The sequence below is a fragment of the Actinokineospora auranticolor genome, assembly GCF_002934265.1.
GTDB lineage: Bacteria > Actinomycetota > Actinomycetes > Mycobacteriales > Pseudonocardiaceae > Actinokineospora > Actinokineospora auranticolor.
The window spans coordinates 284,176-302,309 of record NZ_PTIX01000005.1; the positions used below are offsets into that span (position 1 = coordinate 284,176).

Genomic DNA, 18,134 nt, shown 5'->3' on the forward strand with positions numbered 1-18,134 from the left:
GGAGGGGGCCCGGCCGTGCCGGACGAGAGCAAGTACCTGGACTACCTCAAGCGCGCCACCACCGACCTGCGGCAGGCCCGCGCGCGGCTGCGCGAGCTGGAGGCGGCCGACCGCGAGCCGATCGCGGTGATCGGCATGGCCTGCCGCTTCCCCGGCGGCGTCCGCACGCCGGAGGACCTGTGGGCGCTGCTGGTCGACGAACGCGACGCCATCGGCGGTTTCCCCACCGACCGGGGCTGGCCCGACCTCTACGACCCCGACGCCGACCGCGAGGGCTCGATCTCCGCGCGCGAGGGCGGGTTCCTGCACGACGCGGGCCACTTCGACGCCGACTTCTTCGGCATGAGCCCCCGCGAGGCCCTGGCCACCGACCCGCAGCAGCGGCTGCTGCTGCACCTGGCGTGGGAGGCGGTCGAGCGGGCCCGCCTGGACCCGACCGGCCTCGCCGGGCAGGAGGTGGGGGTCTTCGTCGGGGCCGCCGCGACCGGCCACGGCGCGGTGTCCCGGCTGCCGGAGGGCGTCGAGGGGCACTTGCTGACCGGGACGTCGACCTCGGTGGTGTCCGGGCGGATCGCGTACGCGCTGGGCCTGCGCGGGCCCGCCGTCACCGTCGACACGGCGTGTTCGTCGTCGCTGGTCGGCGCGCACCTGGCCATGCGCGCGTTGCGCCGGTCCGAGTGCTCGCTGGCCTTGGCGGGCGGGGTCACGGTCATGCCGACACCGGGCATGTTCCTGGAGTTCAGCCGCCAGCGCGGACTCGCCGCCGACGGCCGCTGCAAGCCGTTCGCGGCGGCGGCCGACGGCACCGGCTGGTCCGAGGGCGCCGGGTTGCTCCTGCTGGAACGGCTCTCCGACGCGCAGCGGCTCGGGCACCCCGTGCTCGCCGTGCTGCGGGGCTCGGCGGTCAACTCCGACGGGGCCTCCAACGGGCTCACCGCGCCCAACGGGCCCGCGCAGCGAGCCGTGATCGCCAAGGCACTGGCCGACGCCGGTCTGGAACCGTCCGATGTGGACGCGGTCGAGGCGCACGGCACGGGGACCGTGCTGGGCGACCCGATCGAGGCGCAGGCTTTGCTGGCCGCCTACGGGCGCGACCGCGCCGAGCCGCTGTGGTTGGGGTCGGTGAAGTCCAACCTCGGGCACACCCAGGCCGCGGCGGGCGTGGCCGGGCTGATGAAGGTCATCCTGGCGCTGCGCCACGAACTGCTGCCCCGCAGCCTGCACATCGACGAGCCGACCCGGCACGTCGACTGGTCGGTGGGCGCGGTGCGGCTGCTCACCGAGGCCCGGCCGTGGTCGGGTGACGCGCGGCGGGCGGCGGTGTCGTCGTTCGGGATCAGCGGCACCAACGCGCACGTCATCATCGAGCAGGCCCCCGCCGAGGTCCCGGCGGAGCGCACCCCGCGCCCGGGAGCACCCCTGCCGTTGGTGCTGTCGGGCAAGAGCGAGCAGGCGTTGGCGGCGCAGGCCGCGAAACTCCTGGCCCACCTCGGCTCGTCCGACCCCGCCGATGTCGCGCACTCGCTGGCCGCCACCCGGACGGCGTTCGCGCACCGGGCCGTGGTGGTCGGGGACGACGTGGCCGCGCTGACGAGCGCGCTCACCGCGCTGGCCGCCGGGGAGGAATCCGGGTCGGTGGTGCGTGGGCGGACCGCGGGCAAGGGCAAGACCGCGTTCCTGTTCTCCGGCCAAGGCGCCCAGCGCGTCGGCATGGGACGCGAGCTGCACGCGGCGTTCCCGGTGTTCGCGGCAGCGTTCGACGAGGTGTGCGGGCTGTTCGACCTCGGGCGGCCACTGCGCGAGGTGATCTTCGAGGACGCGGACGCGCTGGCCGACACGGCGTGGACGCAGCCCGCGCTGTTCGCCGTGGAGACCGCGCTGGTGCGGCTGCTGGCGAGTCTCGGTGTGACACCGGACCTGGTGCTGGGGCACTCGCTCGGCGAGCTGACGGCCGCGCACGTCGCCGGGGTGCTGTCGCTACCGGACGCCGTCACGCTCGTCACGGCCCGGGCCCGGCTGATGTCGGCCTGCGCCGAGGGTGGCGCGATGGTCGCGGTGCGCGCGAGCGAGGACGAGGTGGCACCGCTGCTGACCCCGGAGGTGTCGATCGCGGCCGTCAACGGTCCGTCGGCGGTCGTGATCTCCGGCGCCGCCGAGGCCGTGGCCGCGATCGTGGCCGGGCGCGGCTGGGAAACCAAGCGGCTCCGCGTCAACCACGCCTTCCACTCGCCGCGCGTCGACCGCGTCCTGGACGAGCTGACCCGCGTCGCGGCGGGCATCACCCTCTCCGAACCGACCATGCCGCTCGTCTCGAACGTGACCGGCGCGCTCGTGAAACCGGGCGAGGTGACCGATCCGGCCTACTGGGCCCGGCACGCCCGCCAGGCGGTCCGCTTCCACGACGGCGTCCGAGTCCTCCGCGACGCTGGTGTCACGAGGTTCCTGGAAGTCGGGCCCGACAGTGCACTGACCGCCTTGGCCGCGGAATCCTTGGGAGGCAACGACAAGCCCCTCTTCGTCGGCGGTGTCGCGCGCGCCGGACGCCCCGAGCCCCGCACCCTGGTCACCGCCCTGGCAGGCCTGCACGCCCACGGCCGCCGCGTCGACTGGACCGCCCTCACCGGCGGCCGACCGGTCGCCCTGCCGACCTACGCCTTCCAGGAACGCCGCTTCTGGCTGGAGTCCGCCACAACCGCCGACGACACCCTCACCTACCGCGCCACCTGGGTGCCCGCCACCGGCCTGTCCGCCACACCGGGCACCTGGCTGGTCGTCGCCCACGAGCCCGGCGAACTGTCCACGAAGGTCGCGAATGCCCTCGCGGCCACCGTCGTCACCGTGCACGAGGTGGCGCACCGGGACCTCTCCGGCGTCAACGGCGTGCTGTCCCTGCTGGCCCTCGACGAGCGGATCGTCGACGGCGTCCCGGCGGGCCTCACCGCCACCCTCGACCTCATCGCCGCGCTGCGCGCGACCCCGGTCCCGCTGTGGTTCGCCACCTCCGGCGCGGTCGCGGTCACCCCCGGCGACGGCCCCCGGAACCCGATCCAGGCCACCGTCCACGGCCTCGGCCGCTCCCTCGCCGCCGAGCACCCCGCGCTGTGGGGCGGGCTGATCGACCTGCCGGAGAACCCGGACCCGCGTGCCCTGACGGAGGTCGTCGGGCAGCGGGGCGGCGAGTTCGCCCTCCGACCCTCCGGCGTGTTCACCCGCCGACTCCGCCGCAACCAGGACACCCCGCGTGACCGGTGGCGCCCCGACGGGCCCGTCCTGATCACCGGCGGCACCGGTGGACTGGGCGCGCTCGTCGCCCGCGGGCTCGTCGCCGACGGCGCGCGTGAACTCGTCCTGCTCAGCCGACGCGGCCCCGACGCGCCCGGCGCTCAAGACCTGGTCGCCGATCTGGAAGCCGCGGGCGCCACCGTCACCGTCGCGGCCTGCGACGCCGCCGACCGCGACGCACTCGCCGACCTCCTCGACCGCCACCCCGTCCGCGCCGTCTTCCACACCGCCGGGGTCCTCGACGACGGCACCCTCGACAGCCTCACCCCCGAACGCCTCGCCACCGTCCTGCGGCCCAAACTCGTCGCCGCCACCAACCTCCACGAGCTGACCGGTGACCTGTCCGCGTTCGTCCTGTTCTCCTCCCTCGCGGGCACCCTCGGCTCGGCGGGCCAGGCCAACTACGCCGCCGCCAACGCCTACCTCGACGCCCTCGCCGAACACCGCGCCGCACAAGGACAACCCGCCCTGTCCGTCGCCTGGGGACCCTGGGCCCAGGCCGGGATGGCGGCCGACGACACCACCAGCGCCCGCCTCCGCCGCACCGGGCTCCCGCCCCTGCGCACCGACCAGGCCCTCACCGCCCTCGGTCAGGCGATGAGCGGTCGCGCCGCCGCACTCGCCATCGCCGAGATCGACTGGACGCGTTTCGCGGGAGCCGGTTCGCCGCTGCTCACCGACCTCGTCCCCGCCCGGAAGACGGAACCGGACGACCTGCGCGCGGTTCCCGAGGCCGACCGCGAACACCGGCTGCTGCACCTCGTCCGCACCCACACCGCCGCCGCGCTCGGCCACACCGGACCCGACGACATCGCCCCCGACCGCGCCTTCGGCGACCTCGGCTTCGACTCCCTCACCGCGCTCGACCTGCGCAACCGCCTGGCCGCCGCCACCGGCCTCGCCCTGCCCAACACCCTCGTCTTCGACCACCCCACCCCGCTCGCCCTGGCCCGCGCCCTGCACGGCGGCCTCGACGCCCCGACCGCGTCGGCGCCCCGGGCGGCCGTCGACGAACCCATCGCGATCGTCGGTATCGGCTGCCGCTTCCCCGGCGGGGTCCGCTCCCCGGAGCAGCTGTGGGACCTGCTCGTCGACGGCCGCGACGCGATCACCCCACCACCCGGCGACCGTGGCTGGCCGCGCGCGGTCACCGCGAGCGCACGCGGCGGATTCCTGCCCGGCGCCACCGGGTTCGACGCCGAGTTCTTCGGCATCTCCCCGCGCGAGGCGCTGGCGATGGACCCGCAGCAGCGGCTGCTGCTGGAAACCGCGTGGGAGGCTGTCGAGCACGCCCGCCTCGACCCGCTGTCGCTGCGCGGCACCGCCACCGGTGTCTACATCGGCACCAACGGCCAGGACTACGGCGCGCTGCTGGCCCACGCCGCCGCCGACGTCGAGGGGCACGCGGGCATCGGCAACGCGGCGGCGGTGCTGGCCGGGCGCGTGTCGTACGTGCTGGGGTTGGAGGGACCGGCGGTCACTGTCGACACCGCGTGCTCGTCCGCGCTGGTCGCCCTGCACGCGGCGGGCCAGGCCCTGCGGACGGGGGAGTGCGAGCTGGCGCTGGCCGGCGGCGTCACCGTGATGTCCACGCCGGGCGCGTTCACCGAGTTCGGCCGCCAAGGCGGACTGGCCGCCGACGGCCGCTGCAAGGCCTTCGGCGCGGGCGCCGACGGGACCGCCTGGGGCGAGGGTTCCGGCGTGCTCGTCCTGGAACGGCTCTCCGACGCGCAACGCAACGGCCACCGCGTGCTGGCGGTCGTCCGAGGCTCCGCGATCAACTCCGACGGCGCGTCCAACGGCCTCACCGCCCCCAACGGCCCCGCCCAGCAACGCGTGATCACGCGGGCGCTGGCGGCGGCGGGAGTGCGGGCCGACGAGGTGGACGTGGTCGAGGCGCACGGCACCGGCACCGCGCTCGGCGACCCCATCGAGGCCCAGGCCATCCTCGCCACCTACGGCCGCGACCGGTCCGGCGCGCCGCTCTGGTTGGGGTCGGTCAAGTCGAACATCGGCCACACGCAGGCGGCGGCGGGCGTGGCCGGGGTGATCAAGGCCGTGCTGTCCATGCGCCACGGCCTCATCCCCGCGACCCTCCACGCCGACACCCCGACCCCGCACGTCGACTGGTCCCCGGGCACGGTCCGCCTCCCGACCGCGACCGAGCCGTGGCCGGACACCGACCACCCCCGCCGAACCGGCGTCTCGTCGTTCGGCGTCAGCGGCACCAATGCCCACGTCATCCTCGAACAAGCCCCGAACAGCGCCGAACCCGAGACCCCGGCGACCGACGCGCCCCGCGCTTGGCTGCTCTCGGCGCGCGGTTCGGCCGGACTCACCAGGCAGGCGGCGCGACTCCGCGACCACCTCACCTCCTCGACCGACCTCGGCGACCTCGCCGTCGCGCTCGCCACCACGCGCGCCGGGCTCGGTGAGCGGGCGGCCGTGCTCGGCACCGACCTCGCCGACCTGCGCGCCGGGCTCGACGCACTCGTCGAGGGACGGCCCGCGCCCGGGGTGCTGCGCGGCACGGCGACGCCCGGTGGCCGGTTGGCGATGTTGTTCAGCGGTCAGGGTTCGCAGCGCGCGGGCATGGGAACCGAGCTGTACCGGCGGCATCCCGTGTTCGCCGCCGTCCACGACGAGGTCCTCGCGCACTTCCGCGAGCCGATCGGCGACGACCTCGACCGCACCGGCGCCGCGCAGCCCGCGCTCTTCGCGCTGGAGGTGGCGCTGGCGCGGCTGTGGGAGTCGTGGGGGGTGCGGCCGGACATCGTGCTCGGGCACTCCATCGGCGAGTTCGCCGCCGCGCACCTGGCCGGGGTGTTCGACCTCGCCGACGCGTGCGCCCTCGTCGAGGCGCGCGGGCGGCTGATGCAGGCCCTGCCTGCGGGCGCGATGCTCGCCGTCGCCGCGAGCCGCGACGACGTCGTGGGGGCGCTGGGGGAGTCGGTCGACGTCGCCGCCGTCAACGGGCCGCGGGCCACCGTGGTCAGTGGGACCTTCGAGGCGATCGACCAGGCCGCGGCGGTGTTCGCCGGGACGGGCCACAAGACTAGGCGTTTGCGGGTGTCGCATGCGTTTCACTCGTCCCTGATGGAACCGATGTGCGCCGAATTCGCCGAGGTGGCCGCGAAAGTCAACTACGCGCCACCGTCCCTGCCGATGGTCTCGACCGCCACCGGGGACCGCGCCGGAGCCGAGATCGCGACCCCCGACTACTGGGTCCGCCAGGTCCGCGCCACCGTCCACTTCGCCGACGGGGTCCGCCGCCTGCTCGACGACGGCGTCACCGGCCTGCTCGAGGTCGGCCCCGGCAACACCCTCGCCGCCCTCGCCGGTGAGATCACCGGCGGACACCGCGCCGCGATCCCCGGCCTGGGCCGCGAGCACGAGGCCGAGACGCTGGTCCGCGCCGCCGCCGCCCTGCACGTCGGCGGTTTCCGCCCGGACTGGGCCACGGTGTTCCCGGACGCCCGACCCGTCGACCTGCCGACCTACGCCTTCCACCACGAGCGGTTCTGGCCCGACCTCGTCCCGTCCGCCGACGACCACCTGCGCCACCGCGTCGACTGGGTCCCGGTCACCCCCCGACCCACCACCGGCCACGGCTCCTGGCTCGTCATCGCCCCCGCCGCGCACCCGGCCGCCCGGGCACTGGACGCGACCACGGTGGAACCGAGCGCCGACCGCGCCGAACTCGCGGCCCGCCTGCGCGCCGATGGCCACACGGGTGTCCTCGCCTTGCCTGCTACCACCGACGAGGCACTGGCCGTCGTGCAGGCGCTCGGCGACGCCGGGATCACCGCCCCGCTCTGGCTGGCCACCACCGAGGCCGTCCCCGTCGGCGCCATCGCCGACCCCGCCCGGCACGAGATCTGGGGGCTCGGACTCGTCGCCGCCCTCGAACACCCCGACCGCTGGGGCGGTCTCCTCGACCTGCCCGCCCAACCCGACCCCGCCACCCTCCGGGCCGTCCTCGGCGGCGCCTACGACGACACCCGATTGGCCGTGCGCGGCACCGAGGTCCTCGCCCGCCGGTTCACCCCCGACCCCGCGCCGACGCCGGGGCCCGGCTGGAAACCGTCCGGCACCGTCCTGGTCACCGGCGGCTCCGGCGCCCTCGGCACGCACGTCGCCCGCTGGGCCGCCGAGCAGGGCGCCGACCGCGTGCTGCTGCTCAGCCGCACCGGCCGCGCCGCCGACACCCTCGCCGACCTCGGGCCCGTCATCGTCCCGGTCGCCTGCGACGTCACCGACGCCGACGCGGTCGCGGGCATCGTCACCGACGACGTCACCGCCATCATCCACGCCGCGGGTGTCCTCGACGACGCCACGATCGGCTCCCTCACCCCCGAGCGCCTGCGCGCCGTGCTCGCCGTCAAGAAGCAGGGCGCGCTCGCCCTCGACGCCGCCACCGCGCACCTCGACCTGACCGCGTTCGTGCTGTTCTCCTCCCTCGCCGCCACCGTCGGCTCGCCCGGCCAGGCCAACTACGCCGCCGCCAACGCCTTCCTCGACGCCTACGCCCACACCCGCCGCGCGGAGGGGCGCCCCGTCACCGCCATCGCGTGGGGACCCTGGGGCGGGGACGGCATGGCCGCCGACCCCGCCGTCGCCGACCGGATGCGGCGCGGCGGACTCACCCCGCTCGACCCCGCCGCCGCGCTGGAAGCCCTGCGCACCGCCGTCGACGCGGGCGACGCGCACATCGCGATCGCCCACCTCGACCGGACCGAACCCCAACCGTCCACAGTGGAGCAACCGCTGGCCGGGCTGGTGGCGCTGTCCGAGACCGAACAGGGACGGGTGCTGCGCGCGCTGGTCCGCGACCACGCCGCCGCCGTCCTCGGCCACCGCGAGAGCACCCGCGTCGGCGACCGCACCCCGTTCGCCGACCTCGGGTTCGACTCGCTCACCGCCGTCGAGTTCCGCAACAGCCTCGCAACCGCCACCGGCCTGGCCCTGCCCACGACGCTGGTGTTCGACCACCCGACCCCGACCGCGCTCGCCGAGGCGCTGCGCGGCGACCTCGTCGGCGCGCCCCCGGACCCGGCCGAACTCCTGGGGCGGGCCGTGGACGACCTCACCGCCGGCCTCGCCGCGCTACCGGAGGCCGACCGCGCCGGGCTGCTCGCCAGGCTGCGGCGCCTGCTGGCCACGTCCACCGACGCCCCCGCCGCGCTGGCCGACGCCGGTCGCGACGAGGTGTTCGACTTCATCGACCGAGAACTGGGGCTGTCGTGACCGGTGACCAGAACGCCAGTGACGACAAGCTGCTCGGCTACCTGAAGAAGGTCACCGCCGACCTGCACCGCGCCCGCGGCGAACTGGCCGCGAACCACGAGCCGATCGCCATCGTCGGCCTGGCCTGCCGGTTCCCCGGCGGGGCCCGGACCCCCGAGGAGTTCTGGGCGCTGCTCGCCGACGGCGTCGACGCCATGACCGGCTTCCCCGCCGACCGCGGCTGGGAACCCGCCGACCACGTCCCCGTCGGGGGCTTCCTCGACGGCGTCGGCCACTTCGACGCCGACTTCTTCGGCATCTCCCCGCGCGAGGCGCTGGCCATGGACCCGCAGCAGCGGCTGCTGCTGGAGTGCTCCTGGGAGGCGCTGGAACGCGCCGGGATCGACCCGGAGTCGCTGCGCGGCACCGCCACCGGCGTGTTCGCGGGCACCAACGGGCAGGACTACCCGGACCTGCTGTCGACGGCCGTCGAGGGCGCCGAGGTCAGCGGCCACGCCGCCACCGGCAACATCGCCTCCGTGCTGTCCGGCCGCGTCGCCTACGCGCTCGGCTTGGAGGGCCCGGCCGTGTCGGTGGACACCGCGTGCTCGTCGTCGCTGGTCGCGCTGCACTGGGCCGTGCGGTCCCTGCGCGCGGGTGACTGCTCGTTGGCCCTGGTCGGCGGGGTGACCGTGATGTCCACCCCGGCCGTGTTCGCCGAGTTCGCCCGGCAGGGCGGGTTGGCCGCCGACGGCCGGTGCAAGGCGTTCTCCGACGACGCCGACGGCACCGCCTGGGGCGAGGGCATCGGCGTGCTCGTCGTGGAACGGCTGTCGGACGCGCGCAGGCACGGGCACGACGTGCTGGCGGTCGTGCGGGGCTCGGCGGTGAACTCCGATGGCGCGTCGAACGGGCTGACCGCGCCGAACGGGCCGTCGCAGCAGCGCGTCATCACCCGGGCCCTGGCCGACGCCGGGCTCTCCGCCGACGAGGTCGACGTCGTGGAGGCGCACGGCACCGGGACCGTGCTGGGCGACCCCATCGAGGCCCAGGCCCTGCTCGCCACCTACGGCCGCCACCGCACCCGGCCCCTGCTGCTCGGTTCGGTGAAGTCCAACATCGGCCACACCCAGGCCGCCGCCGGGGTGGCCGGGGTGATCAAGGTCGTGCTGGCCATGCGGCACGGTTCGGTGCCCGCCACCCTGCACGTCACCGAGCCCACCTCCCGGGTCGACTGGTCCGCCGGGTCGATCGACCTCGCCGCCACCGCGCGGCCGTGGCCCGCCGACCGGCCGCGCAGGGCCGGGGTGTCGTCGTTCGGCATCAGCGGTACCAACGCGCACGTCATCCTCGAACAACCCGCCGAGCCCGAGTCGGTCGCCGACACCGACCCCGGCGCCGTGGTCCCGTGGGTGCTGTCGGCGCGTGGCCCGGAAGCGTTGACAGCGCAGGCCGAAGCGCTCGCGGGCGTGTCCGGCGGGGTCGCGGACATCGGCTGGTCGCTGGCTACCACCCGCGCCGCGTTGCCCGACCGGGCCGTGGTCGTCGGCGCGGACCTCGACGAACTGCGCGACGGCCTGGCCGCGCCCGCGGTGCGTGGGCGCGCGGCGGGGGAGGGGCGCGTCGGCGTGCTGTTCTCCGGCCAAGGCGCGCAACGGCCCGGCATGGGAACCCGCCTGGCCGAGCGGTTCCCGGTGTTCGCACGGCACTTCGATGAGATCCGCGCGCACTTCGACCCGTCCGTGCGGCACGCCATGGAGACCGGCGACGCCCTCGACGACACCGGTCGCGCGCAGCCCGCGCTGTTCGCCTACGAGGTCGCCCTCTACCGGCTCCTCGAGTCCTGGGGCCTGCGCCCCGAGGTGCTGATCGGCCACTCGGTCGGCGAGATCGCCGCCGCGCACGTCGCGGGTGTCTGGTCGCTGCCCGACGCCTGCGCCGTGGTAGCCGCGCGCGCCCGGCTGATGGCCGCGTTGCCCGCGGGCGGGGCGATGGTCGCGGTCGAGGCCACCGAGGACGAGGTGCGGCCGCTGCTCACCCCCGGGGTGTCGCTGGCGGCGGTGAACGGGCCGCGCGCGGTCGTTGTGTCCGGTGTGGACAGTGAGGTGGAAGCGCTGGCGGCGCGGTTCGACGGGCGTCGGACCAGGCGGCTGGCGGTCAGCCACGCGTTCCACTCGCCGCTGGTGGAGCCCGCGCTGGCCGAGTTCGCCCGGGTCGTGCGCGGACTCGACGCGCACGCGCCGACGCTGCCGGTGGTCTCCAACCTCACCGGCGCGGTCGTGGGCGCCGAACTGACCGACCCGGACTACTGGGTCCGGCACGCCCGCGACACCGTCCGGTTCGCCGACGGCGTGCGGGCCGCGGTCGAGCGCGGCGTGGACGCGTTCGTGGAAATCGGTCCCCGACCCGTGCTCGCGCCCGCGGCGGGCGCGCTGACCGAGGTCCCGGTCGTGCCGCTGGCCCGGGACGCGCTGACCGAGGACCGCGCGGTGCTTACCGGCGCGGGCGCGCTCTGGACGACCGGCGTGCCGATCGACCTGACCGCCGCGTTCGACGGACTCGACCCCCGGCGCGTGCCGCTGCCCACGTACCCGTTCCAGCGCGAGCGGTTCTGGCCCACCCCCGCCAAGCCCGCGACCGGCGGACGCGACGACCGGCTGTGGGAACTCGTCGCCTGCGAGGACGTCCCGGGTGTCGCGGAGCTGCTCGGCACCGACGTCGACCAGCCCGTCGACGGCTTGCCGGGCCTGGTGTCCGTCCTCGGTTCGTGGCGGCGCGGTGTGCACGAGGCGTCGGTCGTGCGGTCCTGCCGCTACGACGTCCGCTGGGTGTCGCTGCGCCCCGAACCCGCGACCCCGCGTGGCCTGTGGGCCGTGCTGCGGGAGGACAGCCCGGTGGCCGACGCGCTGCGGGCGGGTGGCGCCGAGGTCGTGGAGATCGGGATCGGCGCGGGCGTCGACCGGGCCGACCTGGCGGGCCGGGTGTCCGCCGCGCTGGGCGACCGGCTCGGCGAGCTGACCGGCGTCGCGTGCCTGCCCGGCTGGGACGACGACGGCGACGCGGCCGTCGGCGCGCTGTGGGAGCTGGTCGTGGTCACGCAGGGGCTGGCTGACCTCGGTGTCGACGCGCCGCTGTGGTGCCTGACCCGCGCCGGTGTCGCGGTCGGCGCGGGCGACACCGTCGACTCCCCGGTGGCCGCCGGGCTGTGGGGCCTGGGTCGGGTCATCGGGCTCGAACGCGGCGCCGCCTGGGGCGGTCTCGTCGACCTGCCCACCGACCCGTCGGACGGGGCGTGGGCGCGGGCAGCGGCCGTGATCACCGGGGGCGCCGTCGGGGAACGGGAGATCGCCGTCCGCGCGTCCGGCTCGTTCGGCCGCAGGCTCGTGCCCCACCGGGACACCGGCGAGACCCGCACCGGCCCCGACCTGACCGGCGCGACCGTCCTGGTCACCGGCGGCACCGGCGCGCTCGGTCGCCGCGCGGCGGACTGGCTCGCCGGGCACGGCGTGGCCCGCGTGGCGCTGCTCGGCCGCGGCGCCGACACCGCCGAACTCGACCCGCTCCGCGCCCGCCTGGCCGAACGCGGCGCCACCCTCGAGACGCACGTCTGCGACGTCGCCGACCGCGGCAGGCTGGCGGAGGTCGTCGCCACGCTGCGCGCCTCCGGCCCGCCGCTGCGCGGGGTCCTGCACGCGGCCGGGGTCGTGGCCAACGGGCTCGTGGTCGACCTGGCGTGGGAGGAGTTCGTCGACGTCGTCCGCGCCAAGGTCATCGGCGGCTGGAACCTGCACGACCTCGCGGGTGAGGTCGACCTGTTCGTCTGCTTCTCCTCCATCGCCGGGGTCTGGGGCTCCGGCGCGCAAGCCGCCTACGCCGCGGGCAACGCCTTCCTCGACGGCCTCGCCTGCTACCGCGCCGGGCTCGGCCTGCCCGCCACCTCCGTCGCGTGGGGGCCGTGGGAGGGCGGCGGCATGGTCGCCGGGGCCGAACTGGTCCAGGAACTGCACCGGCGCGGCCTGGCCCGCATCGCCCCCGGGGTCGCCTTCGCCGCGCTGGACCGGATCACCGCCGGGGGCGAGCCGTGCGCGGTCGTCGCCGACGTCGACTGGTCGCGCCTCGCACCCGCGTTCGCCGCAGCCGGGATGGCCCGGGCGTTCGCCGAGATCCCCGCCGCCCGCGACGTCGAACCGACCCCGAGCGACACCCCCGTGGCTGGGCTCGCCGCTGTGCTGCGGCCGCTGCCGGAGGTGGAGCGCGACCGGGTGCTGCTCGACCTCGTCGCCGAGCACGGCGCGCTGGTCCTCGGGCACCGCGACCGCGGGCGCCTCGACGTCGACCGCCCGTTCCGCGACCTCGGGTTCGACTCGCTGACCGCGGTCGAGTTGCGCAACCGGCTGGTCGCCGCCGCGGGTGTATCCCTGCCCGCGTCGGTCGTGTTCGACTTCCCGACGCCGCGCGCCCTCGCCGTGGACTTGCGTACGCGCCTGGTCGGCGACGCGGTGCTCCCGGCGACCGAGGTCGGACCGGTCCTTGTCGACGACGACCCGGTCGTGATCGTCGGCATGGCGTGCAGGCTGCCCGGCGGGGTGTCCACACCGGACGAACTGTGGACGCTCGTCGCCGATGGGGTCGACGGCATCGGCCCGGCGCCCACCGACCGGGGCTGGCGGCTGGCGGCCGAGGGTGGGTTCGTCGCCGACGCCGACCGCTTCGACGCGGCGTTCTTCGGGATCTCCCCGCGCGAGGCCCTGGCCATGGACCCGCAGCAGCGGCTCGTGCTGGAGAACACCTGGGAGGCGCTGGAGAACGCGGGCATCGACCCGGTTTCCCTGCGGCACAGCGACACCGGGGTGTTCGTCGGTGTCACGTACTCCGGCTACCAGGCCGCCGTCGAGGCGTCGGCGGAGGAAGCGGCGCGCGGCTACGGCCTCACCGGCTCGGCACCCAGCGTTGTCTCGGGTCGTGTCGCCTACGTCCTGGGACTGGAGGGTCCGGCGGTGTCGGTGGACACCGCGTGCTCGTCCTCCCTGGTCGCCCTGCACTGGGCCGCCCAAGCCCTGCGGCGCGGCGAGTGCTCGCTGGCCCTGGCGGGCGGCGTCACCGTGATGGCGACCCCGGGCGCGTTCGTCGAGTTCGGCCGCCAGGGCGGCCTGGCACCGGACGGCCGGTGCAAGGCGTTCTCCGCCGACGCCGACGGCACCGGCTGGTCGGAGGGCGTCGGTTTCGTTGTCGTGGAACGCCTTTCCGACGCCCGTCGACGCGGCCACGAGGTCTTGGCCATCCTCCGCGGCTCCGCCGTCAACTCCGACGGCGCCTCCAACGGCCTCACCGCCCCCAACGGGCCGTCGCAGGAACGGGTCATCACCCGGGCCCTCGCCGACGCAGGCCTCACACCGTCCGAAGTGGATTCTGTGGAGGCGCACGGCACGGGCACCCGCCTGGGCGACCCCATCGAGGCCCAGGCCCTGCTCGCCACCTACGGCCAGAACCGCGACCACCCCCTCTGGCTCGGCTCGGTCAAATCCAACCTGGGCCACACCCAAGCCGCCGCGGGCGTCGCAGGCGTGATCAAGACAATCCAGTCCCTACGCCACGGCCTCCTCCCGAAAACCCTCCACACCCCCACCCCCACCACCCACGTCGACTGGTCCCAGGGCCACGTCGCCCTGCTCACCGAACCCCGCGACTGGCCGGACACCGGTCGCCCCCGCCGCGCGGCCGTGTCCGCCTTCGGCATCAGCGGAACGAACGCCCACGTCATCCTCGAACAGGGCGCCACCCCCACACACCTACCTGCCTCCAGCTCCACGCCCGCCTCTGCTCCTGCTTCCGCCGCCACCCCCGCCTCTGCTTCCGCACCGATCCCCACCTCCGCGTCCGCCCCGACTCCCGTCCCGGCCTCCACCCCCGCGCAAGATCGCGCCGATGTCCGGACTGAGCGGGTCCGCCCGGCCCAGGAGCCGAGCGAACCCGCGAGGGCAGAAGCCGGCCCAGAGCGATCTCGCCGCGTCGGCGAGGGGGATGCGGGCGGCGTCGAGTCACCTCGTCCTGGCCAGGCCGAGCCGATCGACGCCGCGCGACCCCGCCTGCCCCGGCGGAGTCGAGGCCGTGGCGCGGCCGAGGCCCCGCACACACCGTGGGTGTTCTCGGCGCGGGATCCCCGGGCGCTCGCCGCGTTGGCCGCCCGGTTGGCCGCGCCCGCCGCGACCGCGCCCGTGGCGGGCGTCGGCCGGGCGCTGGCCACCGCCCGGACCGGCCTACCGGTGCGCGCCGTGGTCCTCGGCGACGACCGCGACTCCCTCCTCGACGGGCTCCGCGCCGTCGCCGACGGTCGCCGCGCCGCCGGGGTGGTCACCGGTACCGCCCCGGCCGACCCGGGGCCGCTCGCCGCCGTCTTCGTCGGTCAAGGTGCCCAGCGCCCCGGCATGGGCCGTGACCTGCACCGCCGCCACCCCGTGTTCGCCGACGCCTTCGACGAGGTGTGCGCCCAGTTCGACCTGCTGCTCGACCACCCGCTCCGCGAAGTCGTCTTCGGCGGCGACCGCCTCGACCGGACCGCCCACACCCAGGCCGCGCTCTTCGCGCACGGCGTCGCCCTGTGGCGGCTCGCCGAGTCCTTCGGCGCGCGCGCCGACTACCTCATCGGCCACTCCGTCGGCGAGCTGACCGCCGCCTACCTGGCGGGCGTGTGGTCGCTGCCGGACGCGTGCGCGTTGATCGCCGCGCGCGGCGGGCTCATGCAGGCGCTGCCCGCGGGCGGGGCGATGGTCGCCGTGGAGGCGGCCGAGGACGAGGTACTCCCGCTGCTGCGCGGTCGTACGGGCCAGGTCGGCATCGCGGCGGTGAACGCGCCGGAGTCGATCGTGCTGTCCGGGGACGAGGACGCCGTCCTCGACATCGCCGCGGCCCTCGCCTCCGGTGGTCGGCGAACCCGGCGGCTGCCGGTCAGCCACGCCTTCCACTCGCCGCGCATGGACGCCATGGTCGCCGACTTCGCCCGCGTCGCGGCGGGCGTCACCTACCACGCCCCGCGCGTCCCGCTGGTGTCGAACCTGACCGGGGCGCTGGTCGACGACGAGCACATCCGGTCGCTGCAGTACTGGGTCTCGCACGTGCGGCAACCGGTCCGCTTCGCCGACGGCATCGGCCACCTGCTGACCCGCGGCGTCCGGCGGTTCGTGGAGGTCGGGCCGGACACGGTGCTGGCCTCCGCCGTCCACCGCACCGCCGAGGACCGCGGCGAGACCGCCCGGGTGAGCACCCTGCAACGCGCCGGGCGACCGGAGGACGCGGGCCTGCTCGCCGGGCTCGGCGCCCTCTACACCGACGGCACCCCGATCGACTGGACCGCGGTGGTCGGCGACGCGCACCCGGTCCCGCTGCCGACGTACCCGTTCCAGCGGGAACGCTTCTGGCTCACGCCGTTCGCTCAGCCCGTATCCGACCAGGTCGGCGACCACGCGTACGAGATCACCTGGGAACCGCTCACCCGTCACCCGGCGCAGGACCCGCCCGCGCGGTGGCTTGTGGTCGCGGGGGAGTCCGACGAACTGGCCTCGCGGTTGGTCTCGGTGCTGCCCGACGCGGAACTGGTGTCCGAATGGGACGGTTCTGGGGCGTCGGGCGGCGTACTGGTGCTTCCCGGTTCGGTGGCGGAACTCGCCGCGTTGGCGCGGTCGGCCGCGTCCGGCCCGGTGTGGTGCCTGACCCGGGACGCCGTCGACGCGGACGGCGTCGAGGTCGACCCGGCGGCCGCCGCGCTGTGGGGCCTCGGACGGGTCGCGGCGCTGGAGTACCCGCGCTCGTGGGGCGGCTTGGTCGATGTGACCGGCCCGGTGACCGACGACGTCCTGGCCGCCGTCCGGGACATCGTGTCCGGCGTCTACGGCGAGGACCAGATCGCATTGCGCGGCAACGAGGTCCTCGGCCGACGACTCGTGCGCGCCAATATTTCCACTGTGGACTGGAAGCCGACCGGGACCGTGCTGGTGACCGGCGGTACCGGCGGTCTCGGCGCCGCCGTGGCCCGCTGGGCCGCCGCCAACGGCGCCGCGCACCTGTTGCTGCTCAGCCGCTCCGGCGAGTCCGCGGCTCCCGAGCTGCGCGTCGAACTCGCCGCCCTGGGCGCCACCGCCACCTTCGCCGCCTGCGACGTCGCCGACCGGGACGCTCTCGCCGCCGCACTGGCCACCGTCCCCGTCGACCACCCGCTGACGGCTGTCGTCCACACCGCGGGCGTCGGTCAGTCCTGTCCCCTGGAATCCATGGACGACACCGAACTCCACCGCGTGCTGACCGCCAAGGTCCGCGGCGCCGAGAACCTGCACGAACTGACCGGCGACCTCGACGCGTTCGTGCTGTTCTCGTCCATCGCCGCGACCTGGGGCAGCGGCGGCCAAGCCGGGTACGCCGCCGCCAACGCCCACCTGGACGGCCTCGCCGCCCGCCGCGCCGCGCTCGGCCTCCCCGCCACCGCCATCGCCTGGGGCCCTTGGGACGGGGCGGGCCTCGCCGTCGCCGAGGGCCGCGCCGATCAACTGGCCCGCCGCGGCCTACCGCTCATGGACCCCGCCCTGGCCCTCGCAGGCATGGCCCGCCTGGTCGGCTCCGGCACCCCCACCACCACCTTCGCCGAAGTCGACTGGACCCGGTTCGCACCGCCCTTCACCGCCCTGCGCCCCAGCACCCTGTTCGACGCCCTACCCGAGACCCGCCCGGACTCCGCCGTCCGACTCGACCCCCCCAGCCGCGCCGCGCTCCTTGACCTGGTACGCACCGAGGCCGCGCGAGTCGTCGACGGTGACCCGGCCGACCCGGTCGTCCAGCTTGAGGCTGATGGCCGCGCGGCGATTCTCGAACTCGTTCGCGCCGAGACCGCCCAAGCCCTCGGCCTCGCCTGCCCTGACGCGACCGAACCCGCCAGCGACCTCGAGTCCTCCAGCCGTGCTGCGATTCTCGCCTTGGTGCGCGTTGAGGCAATGCGAGCCGCCAATGACCACCCGGCCGGTCGTGACGCGAGTGCCGACCCGGTAGCCCGCCTCGCACCCGCCGCCCGTACCGCCATTCTCGACCTTGTGTGCGCCGAGGTCGCCTCGCTGCTCGGTCTTGCCGTCCCCGAAGCCCACCCGGTCGAGCCCACTGTCCGATTCGGACCCGCCAGCCGTGCTGCCGTCCTCGACCTGGTGCGGGTCGAGGCCGCCCGAGTGCTCGGCTTCGGCGGTCCCGTCGACGTGCCCGCCACCCGCGCGTTGAAGGACCTCGGTTTCGACTCGCTCACCGCGGTCGAACTGCGTGACGCCCTCACCTCCGCCACCGGCGTCGCGCTGCCCGCCACCCTCGTCTTCGACCACCCGACCCCGACCGCCCTGGCCGACCACCTCTTCCGGCTACTCGACGGCATCGCCGTCTCCGGCCTGCTGGGCGACCTCGACCGCGTGGGCGCCGCCTTGGCCGACCTGTCCGCCACCGACCGCCTCGCCGTCGAGCGGCGGTTGCGGGGGTTGGTGGCGGCCGTCACCGGTCAGGCCGTCGAGGAGGGCCCGGCCGACCTGTCCGAGGCCAGTGACGACGACCTCTTCGACCTGCTCGACGGCGAGTTCGGGCGCTGACCCCCAACAAGGAGCGTG

1 protein-coding gene and 1 pseudogene are annotated in these 18,134 nt (G+C 75.6%); both read left to right on the forward strand.

All coding sequences use genetic code 11. The features are described 5' to 3' along the window. Window positions 1–15 precede the first annotated feature (15 nt). Complete coding sequence (locus CLV40_RS12070; protein WP_104478952.1) at window positions 16–8,529, forward strand: type I polyketide synthase; 8,514 nt, start codon at window positions 16–18, stop codon at window positions 8,527–8,529. Window positions 8,530–8,576: 47 nt separating this feature from the next. Next, a pseudogene (locus CLV40_RS39430) lies at window positions 8,577–18,116 on the forward strand (type I polyketide synthase); the annotation flags it as partial. Window positions 18,117–18,134: the final 18 nt, after the last annotated feature.